Origin of the sequence: Geobacillus sp. C56-T3 (assembly GCF_000092445.1) — a bacterium.
In the GTDB taxonomy this organism is placed as follows: domain Bacteria; phylum Bacillota; class Bacilli; order Bacillales; family Anoxybacillaceae; genus Geobacillus; species Geobacillus thermoleovorans.
This window is the reverse complement of record NC_014206.1, coordinates 366,761-391,036: the sequence shown is the minus strand read 5'-3', so window position 1 is coordinate 391,036 and position 24,276 is coordinate 366,761. Positions and strand designations below refer to the sequence as shown.

Here is a 24,276-nt window from a genome sequence, read left to right as displayed (position 1 = left end):
TTCCTTCTCATCAATTTCATTTTTTGGGGAAGGAGACCCGATCGCTCCGGGCTCCTTCCCTTGTCCTTCCTCTAGCTCGTGGATGGACTACCCATTGATATCCTCTGTCAACCTCCCAATGATCGCCTCTTGATACCCGGCTTTTTTCTTTCGCTTCATCTCCTCTTTCAGCGGCTGCAGCGGCGCCGACGTTACGGATGCGAGCTTGGCGAGGCGCTCGGAAGGAAGGTCGACGACAGGGTTGGCGGCCGCATAATCGTCCAAGGAAAATCGCCAAAGTGTGACGGACTGTCCATACCGTTCAAGCAGCCGCTCTGCCATAGCCAATCCTTCCGGGTCGAAGTCGCCGGAATAATACAACTTGGCGCCAGAGGCCGCGAGCAAATCGAGCAGCTTCATCGTCGCCAAATTCATTTGCCCGTTCGTGCTGACAAGCGGGGCGCGGGTGTCAAGCAATGTCGAAAAAACACCGGCGTTTTCCACAATGTACACCGTCCCGCCGCGGGCGGGGCGGACACTGACAAGTGACAACACATCCCTAAGCGGCATGTTCAGCGCCGTGTTCGTCTCCGAGGCGGCAGAGAAGACGGGATGCGGGCCGCCCTCGGTTTCGGCGAGAATGTTGGCGCATGTGACAAAGTTCAAAATATCTTCGCGGAGCAGGCCGACGGACTGCAACAGTTCATTGACACTCTCTACGGACGTCACATCCCACTGGCCTGGAGTCGTCGCTTGCAAGGCGGACAACAACAATCTCCCTGGAAGAGTGGATAAATCGAACGCGTGCGGGTCGCTGGCCACTTGCTGGGCAAAGAGCGGGAGGCGCATGTACGAAGAGAGCGGGAGGCGGCAGAGGGCGGCGCTGATCAGGCGGACGGCGGCCTCAAGACCGTCGCGGTCGGTTTCATATGCGCCTTGGACGAAGCGTTGGCCGCGGACTGCCGCGAACCAATGATGTTCCTCTGCAAGGCGCGCGAAAAAACGCTCCCGCTCTTCCGCCTCTGCCTGGCGCCGTTCTTTGTTCGACATAAGCGGGACGCCGAAATAATGTTCGAGCAGTTCGACGAGTCCAACACCCGCAAACCTTGTCTGTTCGAGCTGTTTTTCAAAGTCGGAGAGGGAGACGCGGGAGACGTCTTTGCCGAAAAAGGCGGCGACGGCCGCGCGCTCTTCCTCGCTGAACGCCGCTAAAGAAACGACGCCGCCAACGCGGCCGAGCGACTCGTACTTGCGCTTCATCTCTATAAACAGGCGATGAAACCCCGGTTCGGAGCGGAAAAAGGCGGCCGCTTCCTTGACCGCGCTCATGTTTCCATCAACTCCCATTCCTTGTCATCGATGACAAGCTGTTTGATGCGCCCGTTCCAACGATAATGAATGACGGTGACAAACGACGCATTGCGCGGGCGGACGAGTTCGCAAATGGACAGGGCGGACACCGTATCGTAGTCGCCCCAAAGCGCTTGCGAGTTCATAATGTAGTTAAAGCCGAGTTGTTCGACAAGACCGAACATGTTGCGGATGTTGTTTTCGTCAACACCGGCGAACGCTTCATCGAGCGAGATGATGTACGGCGCGTCATCTCCCGCTTCTTGGTAGCGCGAGTACGCCGCGGCAAAGAGCGGGATGTACATCGCCATGGCCTTTTCCCCGCCGCTGAATTGGTAAAAACGGTGGTTCGTCAGCTCGCGCTTTGGCTCGTTCGCTTTTTCGTAGTAAAGAGTGAACGCAAACCATTTCCGATAGTCGAGCACTTCTTTAATGATTTGATGGAGCGTGTTGCCTTGGCCGCGCTCCTCAAGCAGTTCGCGAGCGCGGGCGATTTTCGAGCGGAAATGGTTCGTCACCCGCTGCAAATCTTCCTCTCTAAGCAGCCGCGAATCGATCCGCAACAGACGGACCAACTCTTTCGTGTCAAGCTCCGCTTCCGTCTCCGCCGTTTTCGGCTTCCATTGAATGGACAGCACGAGCCCTGATGACGTGTCGAGGCCGCCCATCAGTTTGTTCATATCGCTCACCCACCGCTCGGCGCGCTGGATGCGGCTGCGCAAAATGCGGCCGACTGATTTTAAAATGACGTCCTCATACAGCTCGCGGTCTTGCTCCTTCATATACTCGTGCTGCAAGGCGATGTCGCGCTCCACCTCGGCGAGCACGGCAAACGGCGTGGCGCGCTCGCCTTTGTAGTCGAGATAAATGACGTGCCGTTCTTGTTTCTCCCGCCAATCGGCCGCTTTCATCGCCATCTCGTCGTCTGGGGCGGCGGCGATCCATTCGGGCTCCTTTTGTTCCGCCAGCCGCTCGAACGTCGCCCGGTATTCGGTCAAGTTGGACGACTCTTGGAAGAAGACGGTGTTCAGCCGCGCCAAAAGCGAGGAACGCGTCTCTTTTAACACTGCTTCATACCGTTGTTTCGCTTCTTTGGCCTGCTCCAAAAGGGAACGTGAACGATCAAGATCCACGAGCCCAAGCGCCGCTTCATCGGCAAACGACCGCTCCCACATGGCGGCCAGCTGGCAGGCGAACGCTTCCCGCTGCGCTCCTTTTTCCCGCTCTTCGACTAAGCGCATGAGGCGCTGTTCCGTCCGCGCCCGTTCGTTGACAAGGCGCGGAATTTCTTGGCGCAAAAACGCCAATCGTTCTTGGATGCGGGCGATTTCCGCGCGAATGTCATCCGCTCCCATTTGGGCGAGCGTCCGTTCCATCTCAGCGATCTCCAAGGAGATCCGCTCTTCGTCATCACGAAGCCGATTTCGTTCGCCTTTCGCTTCGTCGATCTCCGTTTCCAGCGCCGCGAGCCGCTCGCGCTGTTGGGCGATCATGGCCTCGGTATGGCGCGTTTCGCGGTAAAGCACTTCGAGTTCGTGCAAATGGCGGACGTACGATTTCATGGCGAGCTGGGCTTGTTCGCAGCCGTCCAAGGTAAAGGCCAAATCAAGCTCGGCCGACTCGTCATGGAGCTGTTGTTTGATTTGTTTCCATTCACGCGCCAAGAGGGCGGCTTTTTCTTCTTGCCGCTTCCATTCCCGTTCTTTGCTTTCGGCTTGGCGGCGGGCTTCTTGCCCTTCCTCAAACGCGGTGCGCACATCGCGGTCCGATGGGAAGGACACAAACCAGTCGGCGAGCGCTCGGATGGCTGCTTCCACCGCCTGATGCTCACCGCTTAGACGGTCGATCTCTTGTCCCAAAGCGGCGATCTCGGCTTCCAGCGCCGCGATGTTCTCAAGCCGCCACCGTTCCCGCGCCGCACGGCCGATGAACATCGCCCGCGCTCTCCGCGGCGCATGGCCGCGGACAAGGCCGAGCGAATAGCGTCCTGTTTCGTCGATCGTCATGCCGCCTTCTTGTTCCGCATCGGTGATCACGATGCTTCGGAGCACTTCGTCAATCCGCTCCGCCGACACAGGGGCATCCGCATCTGGTCGCAAATAATCGGCCAACGTATGCGCCATATGAACCGGTTTCGGGATGAGCACACGGTCGCAGTCGACGTCGACATCGCGAGCCGCAATGAGGGCGTCAAGCAGCCCAGCGTGCGAAAGCGCCGATTCGATTCGCTCTCGCACATCGTCAGGCACATCGTCGACAAATTCGACCGCGGCATAAAACGGGACAAACGGAATCCCTTCCTGTTCCAATGCCAAGCGGGCGGCTGTCGTTTGTTCATCCCGTTCGGGTTCAGGGTCGCGTTGTTCCCGCCATTGACGCAGTTCGGCCTCACGTTCTGCCTGTTTCTCTTCCAACAGACGGATGTCATGTTCGAGCCGCCATTTCTCATCCTTTTTCTTACCGACGGCATCGTAATACGCTTGAACGAACGGGCGCTTCAGATCATCGAGCGAATACTGCTCATAGAGGGAGCCCATTTGTTGCAAAAACGCCTGAATGTCCGTTTCGGAAACGTCGATTCCTCCCTGCTCGACCCAGGCAAGCACGGCTTGTTCAAACCGCTCTTTCTCCTGCTCGAACAGCTCTTCCCATTTCCGTTGCTGATGACGCCATTCCTCCATTTCCCGCCGCCGTTCGCTCGCTTCGTTGCTCGCTTCTTCATAGCGTCGTTTCACATCGTCATGCCTGCGCCAAAGGCGCGCCAACTCCTCGAGCCGCTCGATATGGCGGTCAGCTTCCTGTTTCCAAGCGGCAAACGAAAACTCTTGTTGCTTTTGGCGATGGCGGTGAAAATCGTCTTCGTTCGTTTCATGTAAAGAAAAGGCTCCTTCTTCCGCATCCGCTCGCAGTTGCGCCAACTCGTCTTCAAGCTTCCGTTCAAGGTCATTCAACCGCGCTTCCGATTCATCGAGGCGGCGGCGATGCTGCCGCTCAAGCCGTTCTTTTTCCGCGATCGTCTGCTCGTGCCGCTCCCGCCGCTCCTGCAGACGCTCCCTCTCAGCTTTCAACTGTTCATACTTCTCCGCTTGCTGGAACACTTCGTGGCCAGCCAAGTCGATTTCGCGTGAACGCAACACGTCTTCTTCGCGGCGGAGGCGGATGATGGACTCATCAAGCTCACCGAGCGTCTTTCGCGCCTGCTCTTCTTCATCGTGAAGGCGGTGTTGTTCAGCAGCGAGCTGTTCCGCTTGTTTGACCGCTTTTACGTATTCTGCCGCCTTTTCGGCGATCATATATTCGTTGTAAAGGCGGTACTGATCGCAAAGACGCTTCAACGCCCGTTCGTCGCGTTCGAGCTGCTCAAGCTGCTGCTTGGCTTGGTCCATGTTTTCGATCGTTTCGGATAAATGGCGGAGCTCGTCATCGGTCAACGGAGGCAGCGAACTTTCCAAAATTTCATAAATCACCGTCGGCTTAAAGTCTTTGGACAGCTTCGGGCTGCGCAGTTGAATGAGCAGTTCGATCAATTCTTGAAACGCCTCGAGCGATTCAAAGCGAAACACATGTTTATTCACGAGCTCCATATACTCTTTTTGCGTCTCCACGACCGTCCCGCCCGCGCCGAGCAATGCGGCGAGCTCGCGTTTCGTCAGCGGGATTTTTTCACCTGTTTTTTCTTGTTTATACAACTGAAGGTCATAGCCGATGCGGCGGTTGTCAAAGAGGACAAACCCCCAAAAGTCGAGGCTTTTTTGCCGCTTCGCGCGCAGGCCGATGCCTGTTGTGACGTATTGGTCGGATTCTTTCCGTTTATATTCTAAAAACAAATATCCGGTCCGCTCATCGCGATTGACGACATCTTTTTCCCCAAGCAAGTAGTCTTCCATGCGCCGCGCCCGTGAGCCGAACGGATCGAGGCGATCGGGCGTCTTCTTGCCGTCTAAAAGCACCGGGATCAAGCTTTGCATCGTCACCGACTTGCCCGCCCCGTTGCTTCCCCGCAAAAGCAGCTTGCCGTCAGCGAAATGAAAATATTGCTCATCGTAATACCAAAAATTAATCAATCCGGCGCGATGAAGAACCCATGGATTCGCCATGTTCTTCCCCCTCTTTCGCGTCAAAATCATCCGGATACCGCCCGCAAAGCCGCCCGAGTAGCGGGTAAAGGACGATCATTCCGGTGTCGTGCTCCACATCGGCCATGCGCCATTCGTTGAGCGCCGCAAGCATTTCGCGGACAAGCTCGGCAGCCGACATGTCGCGGTACGTTTTCCCCCATCCCGCCCCATAGCGGCGCCGGCAATCGGCAAGCCAGGCGGAAAATTGTTCAGGCGTCAATCGTATGCGGCCGTATTCATCCGGCGGATATTCCCTAAGCCGCTCGCGCACCAAGGCGGCAAAATGAAGGATGATCTCCGACGTTCCTTTCTGATCAGGAAATACGGTGTACGGCGCCTGCCGTTCGGGAAGCGTCAACATGGCGGCATTTTTGTACAATTCATACCGAAACGGCGTATGCGCTTCGATATCATCACGCAGCCGATGGCGGAAGTTGCGCAAGTAGTAAAAATCTTGCTCGTCCCCTTCCGTCCGATGCACCGCCGGGGATAAAAACAGCTTTCGATACAGGCGATGGCGCCGATAATCTTGCGGTGATGCTTTCCACTCCTCGGCGAGCAATTCGTCGATCGATTCATATTGCAACAAATCTTTCGGATACGTGCGCATAAAATAACGGGCCAACACCGGCACTTCGTACAGCGCCTCTTCCTCCACATGCTGGGCGAACGCCTCAATCTCCCCATCCATCCGGCGGACGAGTCCGATTTGTTCCGCCGTTTTCAACACGCGGATGAGCGCGCGCCGATGCGAGTAGTTCGTCCAATCGACCGGTAGATCCCCCGGGTACATGGCGCGGATTTCTTCACATACGTCAGAAAGCAAAAACTTTTCTTCCACCGCTTTTCCTTCCAAATACGCCATCAAACAACAAAACAACGCATAGTCAAGCGGCTCTTGAAACGACTCGATTCCCATCCACGGCTCCGGTTCGGCGGGAATTTTCTCGAGCTTGGCAAAATAGCGGTGAACGATGAGCCGATAGCCAAACTTCTCCTCCACATACCGTTTCAACACATGTTCGCGCTCACGGACGAGCTGGTACAAATCCGGCTCTTTGTCGCGAATGATCCAAAACTGCTCAAACAGCGCGGCGAGCGCTTCTTTCGCCTTGTCGTCAAACGCCGTTTCCATCCTCACTCACCTCCCGAAAGCACATGAATTTCGTAGTTCGGCATCACGAGTTCCCCATCTTCTGCGCGAAGGCAAATCGTCCCGTCTTTGTTCACCACTTTGACCACCCACCCGTTTTCCGTCTTCATTGCTTGCCCCTCGCGCCCCATCGCTTTGGCGATCCAGCCGAGCAGCGTTTTCCGTACGTATGGGGTCACCTCTGGAAGGTCGGCAAGCACGATTTTCCCGTCGGTCACAAGCTGCCTGAGCGCCGCTTCCTCGCGCTCTTTTTCTTCCAAATAGCGAAGGCGGGCTTCTTCTTTCTCCCGTTCTTTGTCTTCTATTGCCTGCGGTTTTTTCTTTTCCCCGTAATGGCGGACGCGCGGCTTCGTCACCCACTCGGCTGGCGGCTCGTCCCATACGTCGCGGTATATGTTGTCTGTCGCCCCGAAATCGGCCACGAGATGTTTCGTATGGAAGCAGCCGAATACGACCGCTGACAGGCAGTGCGCCTCTTCAATCGATTCAAGGCGGGAAAACCAACGGGCCAAATGCAAGTAGTCGCCTTTGCGGCTGCGAAAATGGTGATGCCGCTCGCCAAGCCGCTGCACAACGCGCGTCAAACGACGAATCGCCTCGTTCGTCTGGTATTGCAAAAACGACAGCTCGCTCTCGCGCCCATCGCGGCCTAAAAACCATTCGCACAGGCTGCGCCACGTCTCCCATTTTTCTTCAATCTGCACAGCGCGCGGCGGCAGCGCATCGGCAAAGCGCGGGATCGACCGCTCATAGTCGACGACATGCTCGATGAACTGCCGAACCCCTTCTTCCGGCAGATCTTCAAGCAATTGTTCAATCTGCATCGACGTTTTTTGCAAGGCGACGATAAAATCGCGCAAGTACGCCGTAAACTGCTCTTTATAGACGAGAAACGACTCGGACGTCATCCGCTCTTCCAAGTTTTCACTGTGCAAATAAGCGATATAGTCAGCGGAATTTTGGATGATTTTCTTGAAATAATCGAACGTCTCTTCCCATACTTGATGCATTTCATCCGCTTGTTCTTGAAAATCAGAAGCGATGATCGCCTCCATGCGGGAAAGAGATGCATACAAACGGTCGAACCGTGTTTTCTCGAGGGATCCTCCGAACGAATCTCCGAGCTGCTCAAGGGTGCGGATCATCCGCTCGATCTCCACCGTGTACGGGCTGCATTGGTAGCGAAACCGCTTTTTCTTAAACTCTTCAATCGTCCGCACATGCGCCGTCTCTTGGCGGGCGATCAAGTTGTTCCATTTGACGAGCTGGTCGAGGTCTTGCTGCAAGTCATCTTCCGTGTAATCCGCAAACTCCTCGTGCTGCTTTAAAAAGGCGTACACTTCTTCCGGAAACAAATATTGGCGCATCCGCTCGTGCTGGATGTAGAAATAGCGCAAAATCGCCCGGTAGCGGTGCGCGTTTTCCGTTGATAAATATTTTGTTTCGACAATCGGCTTGAGCCATGTGGCGTCCATTTCCGTCCACCTTTGCTTCGGTTTTTTTCCTATGTTTATTGTAACGATTCTCTCCGCTCTTTTTCTAGCAAAAACCGTTTTCCTATTTTTTCTCGCCATCGGCGCGCGTTTTTTGTAAAATAGAGAGGAAAAGGAGGTGAAACGAATGGAAGCGTTGCTTCGGGAAATTTTGCATGAAGTGAAAGCGACGCGCGCGGCGGTCGAATCGCTCGAGCAACGGGTTGGCGCCTTGGAGGGGCAAGTGGCCCAGCTCAATGAACGAACAGGTGCTCTTGAAGCTCAAATGACCAAGCTGAATGAGCGCACGAGCGTTCTCGAACGCCAGGTCGCACAGCTTAACGAACGAACAAGCGCCCTTGAGCAGCAGTTCACTCAGTTGAATGAGCGGACAAGCAACCTTGAGCACCAAGTTGCTCATCTCAACGAACGCATGGGCACTGTCGAACATCAAGTCGCCCAACTCAACGAACGCATGGGCACTATCGAACACCAAGTCGCCCAACTCAACGAACGCATGGGCACTGTCGAACATCAAGTCGCTCAACTCAACGAACGCATGGGCACTGTCGAACACCAAGTCGCCCAACTCAACGAACGCATGGGCACTGTCGAACACCAAGTCGCTCAACTCAACGAACGCATGGGCACTGTCGAACACCAAGTCGCTCAACTGAACGAGCAGACGGCCACGCTTGCGCAACGAATCGACTTGCTGGATGAGCGCACGAATGAAACGAAGGCGATCGTTGAAGCGCTCCGCCATGGGCAAGAAGTGCTGACCGCCAAATACGAGGCGATGGCGCACGACCTTCACCATATGAAAGGCGACCTCACCCATATCACATCCATCCTCGAAGACAAAGTGCTGCCTGCCCTCGCCGAACATGAAGCGGGACTGCACGTCTTGAACGCCCGCGTTTTCAAAACGGAAAGCACCCTTCATCGCCTTGTTCATGCCTAATGCGTTCCCCATAAAAAAACGTTCCACACGGATTCCTTTTTCACCCGGCAGCCGTGGGCTGCCGTTTTTTTGTTCACGTGTCGATCCGTTCGTCTTCGCCATGGAGCCTGCCAACCTTTCGATCAACGGCGCGGGGGAATGCATAGCCAGCATGTTGATGGATAAACGGCGGGCTTGTTCGGACATCTCGAATTCGGAGCATTCTGAAGGATTCGCCAGCATTCCAGAGCATTTTTTAGAATCAGGGAGGAGAGGGCCATCATCACCGCGAGAGCAGGCGAGAGGCAAACATATCGGCTGATACCAGCTTTGCCAGTTGCACCCAAATTGCGGTATCCTTTGTTTGTGACGCTTTTTCATCCCCTCCGCGTCTTGTTGCCGCCTTTTTCCCCCCCTTCATTATGCATGATAACAGCCAAAAAAAGGAGGAATTGTGTTGCGAAAATGGATCCGATCTTTGCTCGCTGTTGGGCTTGTATTTGGATTGGCTGCCTGCAACGGAACGAGCGATGCGAAAGGAAAAATTGTGATTAGCGGAAAGAAGTTTACCGAGCAGGTGATTTTGACGCATTTGTTGACCGAATATGTGAAAGCCCATACGGATTTGGATGTTGAAGTGAAAGACAGTTTAGGCGGCGCGTTTATGTTGCAGCAGGCCATTGAAAATGGCGATGTCGACATGTATGTCGAGTACACAGGGACAGGGTATTTGAACATTTTAAAACAGCCGTACGACCCCAAAAAGACGCCCGAACAAATTTACAACGTAACAAAGAAATTATATAAGGAAAAATACAACATCGCTTGGCTCAAACCACTCGGATTTAACAACACCTACGCCTTGGCGTTGCGCAAGGATCTTGCCGAGAAACTTGGGGTGAAAACGTACTCCGATTTGGCCAAACACTCGTCCTCCCTCACCTTCGGGTCGGACGCCGAGTTTTTTGAGCGAAGCGACGGCTATGACGGGCTTGTCGATACGTACGGGTTTCAATTCAAGAAAAAAGTGACAATCGATCCGGACTTGCAATACGAAGCGGCGAAAAATGGGGAGATTGACGTCATTACGGCCTATACGACTGATGCCCGCATTAAAAAATATGATCTTGTCGTGCTCAAAGATGACAAACACTACTTCCCGCCGTACCACGCCGTGCCGATCATCCGCCAGGAAGTGCTCGATGCCAATCCGGGTCTGGAAGAGAAGCTGAACAAGTTGGCCAATATTTTAACCGATGAAAAGATGATGGAACTCAACGGCCAAGTGAACTTGGAAGGAAAACGGCCGCGCGAGGTGGCGATCGACTTTTTGAAATCGGAAGGACTGATCGACTAGAAAGCGAGGAATGTGGATGATTCGATTTGAGAATGTGACGAAACAGTATGAGGACGGCTTTGTCGCCTTAAAAAATATGAATCTTGAAATCCGCAAAGGTGAGCTTGTCGCCTTGATCGGGCCGAGCGGGTGCGGAAAAACGACGACGATGCGGATGATCAACCGCTTGATCGAGCCGACATCGGGCAAAGTGTACATCGACGGGCAAGACATTTCCGAGCTCGACCCGGTTGAGCTGCGGCGCAACATCGGCTACGTCATCCAGCAAATCGGCTTGTTTCCGCACATGACGATCGCGGAAAACATCGCGCTCGTGCCGAAGTTGAAAAAGTGGGAAAAACACGTCTATGAAAAGCGGGTGGATGAGCTGCTTGAGCTCGTCGGATTGGATCCGGCGACGTTCAAGCACCGCTACCCATCAGAGCTCAGCGGCGGCCAGCAGCAGCGCGTCGGCGTCGTCCGCGCCTTGGCGGCTGAACCGGATATCATTTTGATGGATGAACCGTTCAGCGCTCTTGACCCGATCAGCCGCGAGCAGCTGCAAGATGACATCATCCGCCTGCAGGAAGAGATTCAGAAAACGATCGTCTTTGTCACCCACGATATGGATGAAGCCATTAAAATCGCCGATCGGATCGCCTTGATGAAGGACGGGGAAATCGTCCAGTTTGCGACGCCCGACCAAATGCTCCGGCGGCCGGCGAACTCGTTCCCGAGTTCGACAGTGACTAGGCAAACAAAATGCCTCTCGCCCCTTGATGCAAAAGGGACGAGAGACATTTGGGCACACTTCGGGCGTGTATCTAGGCGCGAGGATGGATGCCTAGGATCTTCGGAGGAGGCTCCAGCCCTAGAGCCGTAAAGAGTTGCGCTTGTTTGGCCGTCAGCTCGGTTCGTTGATAAAGGTCGCCGTTTTTGGAAGAAAAATGTCCAAGCATAAGACGCTCACATTCATCCCTTACTTTCGGCCACGATTCATGAGTCCGGATCTCTACGATCCGAACTAACAAGAGAGCCAGCCAACTGAGCAGCACATGCGCCCGGATGCGGTCTTCCAAGCGATGATACATGGGACGCAGCTCAAGTGTCGATTTCAACGTCCGAAAGGCCTGCTCGATATCCACCAGCTGCTTATACCCGATGGCGACATCTTCCGCAGACAAGGTATCGTCGGATGTTCGGATGAGATATTTGCCGTCATACTTTTCCGCTTCACGAACCGCCTGCTTGTCGATGCGAAGCGTTCCATCCTTCAACTGGCGCAAGTATTTTCCGTAGGACGGATGGGAACGCAGCCGGCAGGTGGCCTTATGATGAGCTTCATTGGGGAGTTGGCGAAGCCCCTCCAACTCCTCTTTCAGCGATTCGAGCAGCGTTTCCCGTTCCTTGCGTTGGCGTTCGGCTTCGCTGGGATTGTACACGAGAACATAGCGCTGACGCGCTTCTCCGTCGCCCACGATGATTTCTTTGATATGCAAGTTCTCGCGAACTTGTTGGTAGCGCCCGCGACGGCTTAGGGCCTCTTCGACGGCGGCTTTGCCGGATCGCATTTTTTCGCCGACAATATAGTGTCCCCCGGCCTGTTGCAAGATTCGCAAATTCTCTTCAGAGGAAAAGCCGCGGTCCATGACGCTGATCACACGTCCAAGCTTCCAGCCAATCAAGTCTTGTTTCACCTGTTTGATGACCGTCATGTCCATGGTATTGCCAGGCCATACCCAAGCGCGAATCGGGATTCCTTCCCGGGTGACAGCCAGCCCAATGACGATTTGAACCAAGTCTGGGCGTTTGTCTTTCGAGAATCCTTGTTTTCGAAGCGATTCTCCTTCCGGTGTTTCAGAGGGATCCACTTCGAAGTACGACGAAGTCGTATCGAAGTAAATCAAGTCGACTTCCAAATTCAATAAATCGGCCACGGCATGGAACACTTGACGTTCCAATTCCGGCTGCACGGCCAGCAGTTCATCCATCGCCCGGTACAACTGGTGGCTGGCGGCTTGAGGAAGGTGAGGGATATACACGTCTTTCTCCACCCACTCCTCCATCGCCAACTTGCTTGACGGATGAAGGGCGCGATTGGCCACCATGGCAAAAATCAGCCGTTCCAGCGAAATCTGGTGATGTCGGGAGGTAAACAAGGAGTGGAGAATCTCTCCCAACCCCAGTTGTCTCCAGAGCTGATCCAAGAGCCAAACGCCGCCGAGGTGTTTGCTTGATTGAAACTGAAAGTCATCCGACACTTCTCCTGTCAACGTCTCGATTTCCCAAGCCTGCTCAGGAGAAAGGAATCGCGAAATGCTTTTGGCCAGACGCTCCAAGACAGCGCGATCCACCTCGTCTTCGCGCCCAAACGAATAAATCACCTTCGCTTTCGCATATTTGGCCTTCGGATCCCATTCGTTGTGAGCAAGCTGAAGATATGCAACAGTCGTTCCATCTTTGTTTTTGCGTGTGACTCTCCGTATGTACATGCCTATATTATAAACGATATTCGGCTATTTTAAAAGGTTAAATCATCAAGTCGTGTGCCTATGAAATTCAGCGTTTTTTTCTAGGATCCGCATCGTGAAATCCTTGATATTACAGCATTTTAACCATTTTCATTTGCCTAAAATGGCCTCAAAACTGTCGAACTCGGGTCGTTTGTCCGCGAGTTTATCGGCGAGGATCGGCTGCGGACCCGCCAGACGACCGTGCCGACGGCGGAAGATTTAATGTCGGCGGACGTCGCGACGATCTCGCCGCGCCGCGGTTTGGCCGAGGCATTCCGATTGATGAAAGCGAAAAAAGTCGACAGCCTGGTCGTGGTCGATAAAAAGCAGGCCTTTCTCGGCATCGTGACGCTGAAACAAATCGAGAAGCGCTATCAAGAAGAACATTTGTTAGTCGCCGACATCGCCGATTACGATGTGACGACGTTGGCGAAAGAAGCGGACGTCACGAACGTCGCCGCTCTGTTCCAAAATCCGGATGTGCGCATCATTCCGGTGCTCGATGGCGACCGGCTCGTCGGCGGGATCACGCGCTCGAGCATGATGCGCGCGCTCGCGGAGTGGACGTTTCAGCAGCACGCGTGACGGGCAACGGAACATGCGCAGGCAAATCACAGCCGAAAAACTCGACGCCGCAATCGCCTCGCTTGAACAACACGCCTCATGTTAAAAAGGAAAAATCGCTCGAGCGGTTTGTCAACGGAATTCGTTCTGCTTGCGAATAAAAAGTGGATGACTGTTTTCATCTTCACTTTTCACGACGAAGCGGCAGCCATCCGCTGCCGTTTTTTCCGCCAAGGAGGGATACGATGGAATTGTTGCAGACGTTTATCGAACGAAAGAACGATATTTGGATCGCCTTTCAAGAGCATGTGCTCTTATCCGCTATCGCCATGGGCATTGCGATCGTCATCGCCGTGCCGCTCGGCGTCGCATTGACGCGGCATCGCAAACTCGCCGAGCCGATCATTGGTGTGGCCGCCATCATTCAGACGATTCCGAGCTTGGCGTTGCTTGGGTTTATGCTTCCGATTTTCGGCATCGGCAAACTGCCGGCGATCATCGCGTTGATGCTGTATGCCTTGCTTCCGATTTTGCGCAACACGTACACCGGCATTCTCGGCGTCGACCCGGCGCTGGTGGACGCTGGCCGGGGGATGGGGATGACATCGCGGCAAATTTTATGGATGGTTGAACTTCCTCTCTCGCTTCCCGTCATTATGGCTGGCGTGCGCACGGCAACGGTGCTGACGATCGGCGTCGCCGCCTTGGCGACCTTCATCGGCGCTGGCGGGCTTGGCGACTTGATCGACCGCGGCTTGCGCATCGCCGACAAAAACTTGATTTTAGCCGGCGCCATCCCCGCAGCGATCTTAGCGATTGCCTTTGACTGGCTGCTGCGCAAAGTCGAAAAGAAAGTGACGCCGAAAGGGTTGTGACGGGCCACCAGATGTTGACTTCTTCCATACGCTTCAGGCGACCAACAAACACAGTGGCCCTGACGCAAAACTTCCTAAGATGGAAGCCTTCTTGAAAAAGGTGTTCTCCAACAACTATTGTTGAGCTGATTTTTCATTCAATCACCAGCCTTCTAGACATGAACATGCCCCTCACATTTCGCACCCTAACAAGGTCAAAACAAAAGATTTTTTATTTAGTTTTTCAGAATAACTTTTTGACCAACACAACGAGCGATGACAATCCTTTTTTTACCATCACTAGTCGTTCCGTATCACGTTACACGTAGATGCTCTCATCCATGCCCAATCCCTGCAGAATCCTTCGCTGGTCCGGGTTGAGGGGGCGATCGAGTGCGCGTTGGATGCGCCCGTCTGGCAGCTCCAGCAGGATGACGTTCACATATTGAAACAGCTGAAAAATCGCCTGTCCCGTTGGCCGTGTCAACTTGCGGCCTCCCGCACCCTTTAACGGACGTTCGGGTGTGATGAACTGGCGCACCTGGCGCTGAAAAACGCGGTAAATCGCTAGGGCCAACAGAAACAAATAGCCCAATACGGCGACCCGTTCCGGTTTTTTGACGTAAATCTCATCGGTGAAAAACGGATCTTTCAAAAACGCGAAGTTCATTTCCACCGAGATTTGCCCTTTATACAGCTTTAAGATCTCTTGGGCATCCATGGGTTGGCCCTTCCATTCCTTCGGAACGGTCGTGACGAGAACAAACCGGGACGCTTTCCGTCTTGCCTGTTCCCATGCCGGTTGGTCGAATTCGACGTTTAGGCGAAGGGTGTACAGCGTCTCCGTCTCGGGCTCCGCCCCTTTTTTCGGCCGTCCGCGCCGTTTTTTCGGACGCACGATCTCTTCGACCGCGGCCTCCACTCGATGAAACCGAGGGCGAAGGGACGCCTTGAGGGACGTCAAGGCTTGTTCGGCGTCTTCGCGGCAGGAGAAGGGGCGGCGCTCCCAACGGACTTGTTCCTCGTGAAGAAGCTCCGCTTCTTTGACCCTCTCTTTTTCGAGCGTTTTTCCTTTGCGCTGGTCGAGGGCGCTCGATTCGACGACGATCAGCCGAACCGAGTGGCCTTCATAGGTCGCGGCTGTTTCCCATACCCGGTGCGTGGCGCCGTTTCTCTCCGCTAGGGTAAAGGGTTTGCTCCACGGGATGTGAGGCGAATCGGCCTCCGCGAGCGCCTGTTTCACGATCCGGAGCGATGAAGGGCCTCTGGTGATCAAAAAGGCACGGGCGGCTTTGGTCTGCGCCAAGGTGTCTTTTGTCATCGCGGCGGAATCGGCCACGTAAATCCACTCATCGTCGATCTTGGCTTGTTTGAACTGTTCGTGGATCCGCGACAGCACCTCAGGATTCCACGCCTTATCCGATCGATTGCCGTCGTGCACATCGCCGTAAAACGGGATGCCATCCTCGTTGCCGACCAGTCCAAAGCCGATTGGTTTTTGCCAACGATGATGGCGGTTATAGCCATGTGTGATCTGCAAAGCCTCCAACGAGGCCGATTCATAGGCTCCGTAAACCGTCTTGTCCGTCGTATCGGCATGAAAGACTCGGAGGGAAAGGCCTTCTTTGCGATAAATATGAATCAAGCAAGTGGGGGATGTCCAGCTTTTTGACTAGAACACTTATTATATTCAAATAATCATTACGATAGACCCCTTTGACTTTCACATTCATGAGAGAAAAACTCCTTTACATTCCTTGTGTGTCAAGGATTCATTCGACACCGGAATGAAAAAATCCTCCCGATTTTCGTCGGAAGGGTGCGAAATGTGAGTAAGTTTGCTAGACCTAAAAAATATACCTTGATATATAAAAAAACTAATGTTGATCATTAGCCCCCAACAATTTGGCCACTACGATTATCAAAAACAACCTTATCGTGTGTCCAAAAGGGGCTAATGAGGCGTTGAATTTCTCTTCCGAACGACAGCCTGCTGTTATTCAGAATACATTTTGAATTTTTTAAATATGATAGTTTAAATTTTTATTTTGCTTATTACTTATTATAGCCTTAAGAACTTTAGTGATTTTTGGAGGCTGGCCATAATATAAGACGCCTATTTGATAAACTTTCGACGATAACCAAACAACACAGGCAGTTGAAATAAGCATTATTATTATCGGGACAAGTATCTGCACTATCGTTAAATTAACCATACCAACCCGTACGAACATTAAAAATGGTGTAAAAAATGGAATATAAGACCCAAAAACAGCTAGCTTTCCTGTAGGGTCTGTCATAGATAAGATAGCCAGTATCATTGCAGACATAATAATAATGGATACCGGCAAATTAGCTTGGTTAACATCTTCACTCCTACTTACCAATGACCCTGTTGCAGCAAATAAAGCTGCATAGAAAATATAACCTAAGATAAAAAAGAATATAAGGAAGAGAGCCGTATCGATAGACAACTTTGTTAGATCAAATTTAAATGAAAAGAGCTCAATTTCTTGACCATCCGTACTCATCAGGATAATAGAATACGTACCAACCAGTATGATAATAAATTGTAATAGCCCCGCAAAACCAACACCCAAAATTTTTCCATATAGTAAATAGATAGGCTTTACTTTAGTTATAAGTATTTCTTTAATACGGGAACTTTTTTCTCCAGCAACAGAGGTTGCTACATTACTACCGTAAATAGCAATTAATATATATAACAGAAAAGACATTATATATATAGGTGCATACATATTTGATTTTTCTTTAGACCTATCCGAAATATCTTTAATTTTGTATTCTACTTGATATGTTAATTGGTTCTGTATATTTTGGGGAATATTCAACAACTGCATTTCAGTTAAAGTATACTGTGTACGAAGATAGGTAATTAGACCATTAAGAAATGGCAAGTTTTTTTCTCCATTAATCATCAACTCTAGGAATGGTAAGCCATCTTTTTTCTTATACCAAATAATACAGTCTATCTTATCTCTATTTAACAATTTTTTATTCTTAGATACATCAACAGGACTGACTATTTGTACATCGTAATGTTTTATTACTTGTTTTTTTATTATGTTTATACTTTGTTTAATGTAGCCAATTTCGTCAATTATAACAACTTTTTTGTTATTATCATCTACCAAAGAATTGTACAGTTTAGGAATCCAAGCAATAGAACTAAGAAATAGTATGGTAATAACTGTTGTTAAAAAAAATGATCTTGTTTTTATTTTTTGTATGAAAGAGAACTTAAACACTTGCCAAAAGAGTTCCATTACTCATCCACCTTATCAATAAATATTTCGTGCAATGTTGGCTCTTTGATTTCATATCCTAAGATTTTAATCTTATTGTTTACAAGCTCTTGTATTATATGATGAGCATCATCCTCTTTTTTTACCTTGATTGTCCATGAGTTATTCATTTTATCAATTACATTTCCACCAACTTGTTTTATCGCATCCTCAATATTATATTCGCTTTTTATAATTAATGTATTTCTTCCATAAGATCTTTTAATATCATTTAAATTTCCTGCTAATACTGTTTTCCCTTTTTTTAGTATACAAATGTCTTCACAGAACCTTTCTATATAATGCATTTGATGACTAGAGATGATGATTGTTTTATTTGAAGCAAGTAGTTCCCTAATAATAGAAGATAGTAAATCAGAGTTTACAGGATCGAGTCCGCTAAATGGTTCGTCTAGTATTATAAGCTCTGGGTCATGTAACAGAGCAGATATAATTTGAACTTTTTGTTGATTTCCTTTTGATAATTCTTCTACTTTTTTTTCTTATATTCTTCAATATTTAATTTTTCAAGCCAGTATTTAATAGCTTTATTTGCTGAATGCTTATCCATTCTCTCTAAACTCGCAAAAAAATTGAGTTGTTCTATTACGGTTACTTTAGGATATAACCCTCTTTCTTCAGGTAAATAACCAATTTTTGGTCTGGATACTTTTATTGGTTTGTCTTTCCATAATATAATTCCAGATTCGAAACTTATAAGACCAATAATTGAACGAATGGTTGTCGTTTTTCCAGCTCCATTTCTCCCTAATAATCCAAAAGCTTTACCAGGTTTTGCATGAAATGTAAGACGATCAACAGCTTTATTAACTCCAAAAGATTTTTGCAAATCTGTTACTAATAGTGACAATGCTAACATCACCTTTCTTATCCATTTTTATCTTCCTAATTCATGGACCGTTTGATGATGTATAGAAAAATAAATAACACCAAATAACAAAAAATATTAAAGTAAATAATATAACTTTGGGGTATATGGGTATGTTTGGATATTTTATCAGACGATGCAGATATTATAGTCAATAATCCAGCAAGACAGACAATTATTCCTATTTTTTTATTATTCATTTTAATCACCTACTTCCACTCATTTTAATAATTCCACTCATACATATATGCAATATGAAGAATAAAATTGATATGGTAATACCCATTTGTATAAAACTAACTGCTATATTTTGAATTATGTTAAAAACATCATTAATATTTGATAAATGAAACCCTTTATTAATAATGTTAGCTATTGAGTTAATAAAAATAATAGTTATTGAATATATACAACTAATGTTAAAGATCTCCTTCTGAATTTTGGCATTGTTATCCTTCAAAAGATATCTTAAATAAAATAAAGAACCTATTAATATGGAAAGTGCAATAATGCCCATAAAATTCCATCTAAAAAATATATTTAGTAAAGAAACAGTGATAGCCAATAAGAATACTAGGAACCTATAAAATACTGTTTGTAAATTCTTTTCATTTATTTGAGGTTCATTTCCACAAACACTACACTTTTCTGTCGGTTTTAAAGAAATGGTTCTCCAGTTAGCTTTTTTCGTGTTGTAAACATATACTTTATTTTTAATTTCATTTATTGAATCAGAAGTAATGATTTTAAATGCTATCATTGATAGTTTCGCCGCAGTTATAGTTGTTAATGGAGCAAATGAAGGAAATAATCGATTTAATCTTTTAACATTATTAAGACCTGTACAGGCTGCACAATAGGACTCATTTGGTATATATATCGGACCAACAATACCTTCGTAATCTAAAAAACCACCAGCAATAAAAGGAACTTTAAACTTTACACAAATTTTATTAATCCACTCGGTGACTTGATCTGGAGAATCAATAGCTTTGATAACCAGTGTTTTACCTTGAATAAATTTTTCTAAGTCTTTAGGCGAGGATATTTTTTCGTTATATACAGTTAAATTAACTTCAGGATTATATAGATTAACTTTTTGTTTTAATACATCTACTTTGTACTTACCAATATCATTGCTATCATAAAAGAGTTGCCGATTTAGATTACTTTCTTCTATGATGTCATAATCGACAACTGTAATATTTTTAACTCCCATGGCAGCAAGATTCCAAAGAACATGAGTTCCTATCGCACCTGCTCCTAGGATTAGGACCTGTGAATTTTTAATTTGATCTTTGTACTTATTTATATTATCTGTTAATAGAGAGAAGAAACCCTCTTGTCTTGAATATCTTCCTTCTGTTAGAGGTACTTCATCTTTCAACAGCACTCTTTTTTGTATTAGCTCTTCTATTTCTTCATCTTCCATAATAGTTTTTAGATCAGAATAAGATACAAGTTTATTATTCAATAGAAAATCGATATATGTTCTTTTAGTCTTTGGAAGCACAATTCGATTTTCGTCTAAAGAGTTAATAATGAATGCAGTATCAGTTTCAAAGAAAGCAGTATAAGGATTTACATTATATTTGGTATCTCTTTTCATGTAATCCTCCTGTTTCTTATATAGTAAAAATAAATGGTGACTAAAATTATCAAAAGTATAAAGAAATAATCCAAGTATATAAATTGAAAAATATCAGAAACATAATTTTTAATTGCTATGATTGCTAACCATATCATAGATAATCCCATCATATTAGAGATTACATAGTAGAGTAGATACTCGAGCTTTATTCCTCGGAGAGATTTTAATTTCATAAATGTTTTAAACTGAATTATAGAATTATATTTAAAGTTAATTTCATCAAAAAGATTTATTAATATATAATATCCATCAAATTCCACAAAAGGTATAATATTTATAAATATCATAATCAAATTTATTATAGAAAAGTAAATAATATACAATGATAAATTTGGATGATTATCTTTCAAAAAGTGATAAGATAAAACAGACATACTTAGCAATATATTATTTATGAGAATACCTGATAATAAAGTAGACACTCTTGCTTTTTTATTACTAAGTAGATTTATACCACTTATATCTGCATAAAAAGCAGGATGTAGATAGAATAACATCATACCTATGTTAGGAACATTTACTCCATAAGATTTTGCAACCAATGCATGAGAAAACTCATGCAAAAATCCTATGGTTAAAACAGAAATTAAATAAAAAAAGATGATCGATAAATCAAAATGGAAATTATTTAAAATATCTCTAATGTTATTAAAATTTAAAGCGATGAAAATAAAATTAATAAAAAGGAAAATTCCAGAAAAATATTTTAAAAATTTACGAAATATATAAGAGAATTTTCCAAGTTTGTTTAATAAATCATTCACGCTTAAAACTGTGAATTTAATTTTAAAGAGATCAAATTTCTTTTTTACTTTTTGTCCCTCTAGCAATCCAAGTTGTTTTACTTGATTGATAAACTTTTCAAAAAATTCTTCAGGTATATGCTTTTTCAAAAATTCTTCTGAATTCTCCCCATTTAACAACTTTAACCATTTAACCTCTTGCTCTCCTATTCTAAAATGTTTCATAGACGTTGGATCGTAGACATGATAGATTCCATTATCTAATTTATAGAATTGAAGACTATCTTTAATTTTTAGATACATGCGCATCACCTTTTTTAAATACCCAGGCAAAACACAATAGTTAGTGTTTGCCCGGGTATTTTATTAGCATCCCAAACTAATCATTATTCCAAGAATTCCTAATCCAATGCCAATTCCTGTAGAAAAACCAGATGAAAAATCAGAAACAGGTGCATCTACGGATTGAATTTGTTCGATAATCATCATCTTCCCCCCTAATAGATAGATTTAGCAAAAAACAAGCCAACCAATCCCTACAGTAATAAGGGCCCCTGCTGCAACTCCGCCCCAGTATGCAGCATCACCTGGAGCATCAACAGTATGCATTTCTTCTAAAATCATAGTTATCACCTCCTATATATAATCTGAGAAAATATTACCATTTAAAATAATATAAATTCAACTATAAATTTCAAATAACAAAAAAAATATAATAATATACAAAAAATGTATTATATATGTTAAAATTATTTAATGTAATAATAAATTGGACTTATAAGGAGGTATGATTATGGTAACAGAAATAAATTTAAACCAAGAGCTTAGACCCAAAAAAGGACCGACCCCCAAAATATTAGGAATGTTTTGGAATCCTAGCTTACAATTTAAAAGGATTAAAGAAAACCCAAGGATCCTATTTCCATTATTTGTGGTTATTGTTTTACAAACAGGAGCAATGACTTTTAATGCTTACACTATAAAATTTGATCCTTCCCAATTCCATGGGCTGAATGAACAACAGTTAGCAACAGCAAAACAATTCGCTCAAATAACGATGATAATTAGTGGTATTCTATTACCCATATTATTAATTCTGCTATTTAGTGCACTTCACATTCTTTTTGCAAAATTCACCTCTTCTGATGTGAATTTTAAACAGTTATTTTCTATGAATACTTATATATTCATTATTGGAACGGCTGGGCTTATTTTGAATTCTCTTATCAGATTTTTAATAAATGGAGATATGACCTTAATTGTTACAAGTTTAGGTTCGATAATAAAAACAGACGGATTTTCGTCTAAATTACTAAATGCAATAGAAGTTTTTTCTATATGGAGAGTAATCTTAACTTATTTAGGTTTAAAAATAGTAGCAAATTTATCAAAATCTTTTGCATTAATCGTAGCTATTATTGTTTTTTTAGGGGGTATACTAATTGGAGCGGTTTTAGGATAGAGCAGAAGAGTTTCTAATTTAACAAATTTATCAGAGATACACCTCTTTGTATAAGGAGGTGTATTACTATGATAAATTTCATTCTTTCAGTGAATTATTTACCAAAGGAGAGGGATTATGGAAAATAAGAAGAGAATTCTAATTGGTGTTTCAGTAATTGCAATTATCTTCTTATTAGTTGGTGTAAACGTATATATCGCTTTTGCTGGGAAACCAACAGTGAAAACTACAACCTTACAGCAAAGAGACTTATCCAAAACAATCACTACAAATGGAACTGTTGAGTTAAAAAATGTTTATAAAGTATACAAAGACCCACAACTGGGGAATATCAGCGAAGTGCTCGTTAATGAGAATCAGGAAGTTAAAAAAGGAGACCCTCTACTAAAATATAGTAACCAACAATTGATATTAGAAATACAGCAAAATAATATTGATATTAAATCTGCCTATATAAAGATAGATGATCTTAATAAAAAAGAAAAACGATTAAGGGAGAAGTTAAAAGAATTGAAAGAAAAGAATGCGTCAGATCAGGTAAAAGAGAATCTACAAGAACAATTAGATAGTATTGATACGGAAAAAGAAACGGCCAATTTAAATCTTTCATACGCTTTAAAGAAGAAAGATATTTTACAAAAACAAGAAAACAATCTGATTGTTAAAAGTAAGATTACAGGAACAGTAATAGATGTTAATGATCCTAATTCCCAAAATTATACGCAAGAAAACCTAGAACCAGAACCAATAATCATAATCGGAGATTTAAACAAACTCATAGTAAAAGGATATATTTCAGAATATGATTCTTTACAAGTACAAAAAGGACAAAAAGTGACTTTAACTTCGGATGTATCTCCTAATAAAAGTTGGTATGGTAAAATTCAGCAGATAGGTTATCTTCCAGTAAATTATAACTCAAATAACCCTGTTAATAATAACGATACTGGTACTGCAAAATACCCTGTCTTCGTAGAAATAGTAGGTAACACGGAAGATTTAAAGCCAGGTTTTCAATTAATGATGGAAATAAAAACAGAAACTAAAAAAGTTTTTTCTCTTCCTATTTCTTCGGTAATCCAAAGTGAAGGTAAATATTATGTTTATGTTGTAAAGAATGGAAAATTACATAAACGTGAGGTAAAAGTCGGAATAATCACAGAGGATAATATTGAAATAAAAAGAGGAATTTCACTAAAAGAAAAAGTGGTTTTAAATCCTTCAAAAAACCTAAAAGATGGGATGGACGTGAAAGTGAATGATTGAACTTAAAAATATTGAAAAAAGCTACTATTTAGGAGATGAACCTATACCTATTTTAAAAAAAATAAACCTCAAAATAAGTAAAGGGGAATTTGTTTCTATTATGGGACCTTCGGGTTCTGGAAAATCAACTTTAATGAATATTATTGGTTGTTTGGATAAACCTACTTCTGGTGATTATATTTTCGAAGGTCAAAATGTAACTAATTTTACTGACAAAGAATTAGCAAGAATCAGGAATAGGCGTATAGGATTTGTTTTTCAACAATTTCACTTATTACCTCGCTTGACAGCATTAAAAAACGTTGAACTCCCAATGATCTATTCAGGACATAAATCATCAACATTTAGAGAGGAATGTGCAAAAAATGAATTGAAACGAATGAATTTGGAAGAAAGAATGTTCCACCTTCCTAATGAACTATCTGGTGGTCAGAAACAACGTGTGGCTATTGCTCGTGCGCTGATAAACAAACCTTCATTGCTACTAGCTGATGAACCAACGGGTGCATTAGATACCTCAACAAGTTATGAAATAATGGATATATTTAAACAATTAAATAAAGAAGGAACAACAATAATCATTGTGACACATGATGAAGATATCGCAAATTTTGCAGACAGAAAAATAATATTAAAAGATGGACATATTATAAGTGATACTAAGGTAGGGAAATGAAA

Annotated in this window: 16 protein-coding genes and 3 pseudogenes; 8 read left to right on the top strand and 11 right to left on the bottom strand. The window is 45.7% G+C overall.

Features of this window, described 5'->3' with window-relative positions:
- Positions 1-87 precede the first annotated feature (87 nt).
- From GC56T3_RS02110 to GC56T3_RS02095, 4 genes are read right to left on the bottom strand one after another with little or no spacing between them, the layout of a single operon-like run.
- Positions 88-1,308 (bottom strand): TIGR02679 family protein, encoded by a 1,221-nt coding sequence (locus GC56T3_RS02110; RefSeq protein ID WP_013144184.1) that lies wholly within the window; start codon positions 1,306-1,308, stop codon positions 88-90.
- Positions 1,305-5,426 (bottom strand): TIGR02680 family protein, encoded by a 4,122-nt coding sequence (locus GC56T3_RS02105; RefSeq protein WP_013144183.1) that lies wholly within the window; start codon positions 5,424-5,426, stop codon positions 1,305-1,307. Before GC56T3_RS02105 ends, GC56T3_RS02110 begins: the two co-directional genes overlap by 4 nt.
- Positions 5,386-6,582 carry a TIGR02678 family protein gene (locus GC56T3_RS02100; protein ID WP_013144182.1) on the bottom strand — a complete coding sequence of 399 codons (1,197 nt, stop codon included), beginning with the start codon at positions 6,580-6,582 and terminating at the stop codon, positions 5,386-5,388. The genes GC56T3_RS02105 and GC56T3_RS02100 overlap by 41 nt, the downstream gene beginning before the upstream one ends.
- Before the next feature lie 2 nt (positions 6,583-6,584).
- Positions 6,585-8,075, bottom strand: coding sequence for a TIGR02677 family protein (locus GC56T3_RS02095; protein WP_013144181.1), 1,491 nt, complete (start codon positions 8,073-8,075; stop codon positions 6,585-6,587).
- A 145-nt stretch (positions 8,076-8,220) separates the two neighbouring features.
- On the opposite strand from GC56T3_RS02095, the gene GC56T3_RS02090 reads away from it, so the two are divergent.
- From GC56T3_RS02090 to GC56T3_RS02080, 3 genes and pseudogenes are all read left to right on the top strand, one after another.
- On the top strand, positions 8,221-9,036 hold the full coding sequence (locus tag GC56T3_RS02090; protein WP_013144180.1) for a tropomyosin: 816 nt from the start codon (positions 8,221-8,223) through the stop codon (positions 9,034-9,036).
- A 433-nt stretch (positions 9,037-9,469) separates the two neighbouring features.
- The gene (locus GC56T3_RS02085; protein ID WP_013144179.1) at positions 9,470-10,372 is read left to right on the top strand and encodes a glycine betaine ABC transporter substrate-binding protein; all 903 of its coding nucleotides are present in this window, start codon (positions 9,470-9,472) and stop codon (positions 10,370-10,372) included.
- Between the two features lie 16 nt (positions 10,373-10,388).
- Positions 10,389-11,084: pseudogene (locus tag GC56T3_RS02080) on the top strand (ABC transporter ATP-binding protein); the annotation flags it as partial.
- 91 nt (positions 11,085-11,175) lie between these two features.
- Here the strand turns inward: GC56T3_RS02080 and GC56T3_RS02075 are convergent.
- Complete coding sequence (locus GC56T3_RS02075; RefSeq protein ID WP_013144178.1) at positions 11,176-12,843, bottom strand: IS1634 family transposase; 1,668 nt, start codon at positions 12,841-12,843, stop codon at positions 11,176-11,178.
- A gap of 243 nt (positions 12,844-13,086) precedes the next feature.
- Here GC56T3_RS02075 and GC56T3_RS02070 point away from each other — a divergent pair, with 243 nt between their 5' ends.
- Entirely contained in the window at positions 13,087-13,449 is a 363-nt protein-coding gene (locus GC56T3_RS02070; protein ID WP_227456681.1) for a CBS domain-containing protein, read from the top strand.
- 224 nt (positions 13,450-13,673) lie between these two features.
- Positions 13,674-14,303: an ABC transporter permease gene (locus GC56T3_RS02065; RefSeq protein ID WP_013144177.1), complete on the top strand. Its 630-nt coding sequence runs from the start codon at positions 13,674-13,676 to the stop codon at positions 14,301-14,303.
- A gap of 298 nt (positions 14,304-14,601) precedes the next feature.
- Here GC56T3_RS02065 and GC56T3_RS02060 read toward each other — a convergent pair.
- The 6 genes and pseudogenes from GC56T3_RS02060 to GC56T3_RS18100 form a co-directional block, all read right to left on the bottom strand.
- Positions 14,602-15,933, bottom strand: a pseudogene (locus tag GC56T3_RS02060) (IS1634 family transposase); the annotation flags it as partial.
- Positions 15,934-16,303: 370 nt separating this feature from the next.
- Positions 16,304-17,569, bottom strand: coding sequence for an ABC transporter permease (locus GC56T3_RS02055; RefSeq protein WP_013144176.1), 1,266 nt, complete (start codon positions 17,567-17,569; stop codon positions 16,304-16,306).
- Positions 17,569-17,895, bottom strand: a complete 327-nt coding sequence (locus GC56T3_RS19840) for a DUF4162 domain-containing protein (RefSeq protein ID WP_049775711.1) — start codon at positions 17,893-17,895, stop codon at positions 17,569-17,571. The genes GC56T3_RS02055 and GC56T3_RS19840 overlap by 1 nt, the downstream gene beginning before the upstream one ends.
- 57 nt (positions 17,896-17,952) lie before the next feature.
- Positions 17,953-18,467, bottom strand: a pseudogene (locus GC56T3_RS19835) (ABC transporter ATP-binding protein); the annotation flags it as partial.
- Positions 18,468-18,681: 214 nt separating this feature from the next.
- Positions 18,682-20,085, bottom strand: coding sequence for a ThiF family adenylyltransferase (locus GC56T3_RS18105; protein WP_013144174.1), 1,404 nt, complete (start codon positions 20,083-20,085; stop codon positions 18,682-18,684).
- A complete protein-coding gene (locus tag GC56T3_RS18100) occupies positions 20,082-21,173 on the bottom strand; it encodes a M50 family metallopeptidase (RefSeq protein WP_013144173.1) in 1,092 nt (363 codons plus the stop codon). Before GC56T3_RS18100 ends, GC56T3_RS18105 begins: the two co-directional genes overlap by 4 nt.
- A gap of 490 nt (positions 21,174-21,663) precedes the next feature.
- Here GC56T3_RS18100 and GC56T3_RS02035 point away from each other — a divergent pair, with 490 nt between their 5' ends.
- The 3 genes from GC56T3_RS02035 (at position 21,664) to GC56T3_RS02025 (ending at position 24,274) form a co-directional block, all read left to right on the top strand.
- Entirely contained in the window at positions 21,664-22,332 is a 669-nt protein-coding gene (locus GC56T3_RS02035) for a YIP1 family protein (RefSeq protein WP_013144171.1), read from the top strand.
- Between the two features lie 117 nt (positions 22,333-22,449).
- The gene (locus tag GC56T3_RS02030; RefSeq protein ID WP_013144170.1) at positions 22,450-23,598 is read left to right on the top strand and encodes an efflux RND transporter periplasmic adaptor subunit; all 1,149 of its coding nucleotides are present in this window, start codon (positions 22,450-22,452) and stop codon (positions 23,596-23,598) included.
- Complete coding sequence (locus tag GC56T3_RS02025; protein WP_013144169.1) at positions 23,591-24,274, top strand: ABC transporter ATP-binding protein; 684 nt, start codon at positions 23,591-23,593, stop codon at positions 24,272-24,274. The genes GC56T3_RS02030 and GC56T3_RS02025 overlap by 8 nt, the downstream gene beginning before the upstream one ends.
- The last annotated feature ends 2 nt before the right edge of the window (positions 24,275-24,276 follow it).

Coding starts and splice junctions, on each gene's coding strand:
- GC56T3_RS02110 (WP_013144184.1), bottom strand. CDS start 1,308: ATGAGCGCGGTCAAGGAAGCGGCCGCCTTTTTCCGCTCCGAACCGGGG.
- GC56T3_RS02105 (WP_013144183.1), bottom strand. CDS start 5,426: ATGGCGAATCCATGGGTTCTTCATCGCGCCGGATTGATTAATTTTTGG.
- GC56T3_RS02100 (WP_013144182.1), bottom strand. CDS start 6,582: ATGGAAACGGCGTTTGACGACAAGGCGAAAGAAGCGCTCGCCGCGCTG.
- GC56T3_RS02095 (WP_013144181.1), bottom strand. CDS start 8,075: ATGGACGCCACATGGCTCAAGCCGATTGTCGAAACAAAATATTTATCA.
- GC56T3_RS02090 (WP_013144180.1), top strand. CDS start 8,221: ATGGAAGCGTTGCTTCGGGAAATTTTGCATGAAGTGAAAGCGACGCGC.
- GC56T3_RS02075 (WP_013144178.1), bottom strand. CDS start 12,843: ATGTACATACGGAGAGTCACACGCAAAAACAAAGATGGAACGACTGTT.
- GC56T3_RS02070 (WP_227456681.1), top strand. CDS start 13,087: ATGTCGGCGGACGTCGCGACGATCTCGCCGCGCCGCGGTTTGGCCGAG.
- GC56T3_RS02065 (WP_013144177.1), top strand. CDS start 13,674: ATGGAATTGTTGCAGACGTTTATCGAACGAAAGAACGATATTTGGATC.
- GC56T3_RS02055 (WP_013144176.1), bottom strand. CDS start 17,569: ATGGAACTCTTTTGGCAAGTGTTTAAGTTCTCTTTCATACAAAAAATA.
- GC56T3_RS19840 (WP_049775711.1), bottom strand. CDS start 17,895: ATGCATTATATAGAAAGGTTCTGTGAAGACATTTGTATACTAAAAAAA.
- GC56T3_RS18105 (WP_013144174.1), bottom strand. CDS start 20,085: ATGAAAAGAGATACCAAATATAATGTAAATCCTTATACTGCTTTCTTT.
- GC56T3_RS18100 (WP_013144173.1), bottom strand. CDS start 21,173: ATGTATCTAAAAATTAAAGATAGTCTTCAATTCTATAAATTAGATAAT.
- GC56T3_RS02035 (WP_013144171.1), top strand. CDS start 21,664: ATGGTAACAGAAATAAATTTAAACCAAGAGCTTAGACCCAAAAAAGGA.
- GC56T3_RS02030 (WP_013144170.1), top strand. CDS start 22,450: ATGGAAAATAAGAAGAGAATTCTAATTGGTGTTTCAGTAATTGCAATT.
- GC56T3_RS02025 (WP_013144169.1), top strand. CDS start 23,591: ATGATTGAACTTAAAAATATTGAAAAAAGCTACTATTTAGGAGATGAA.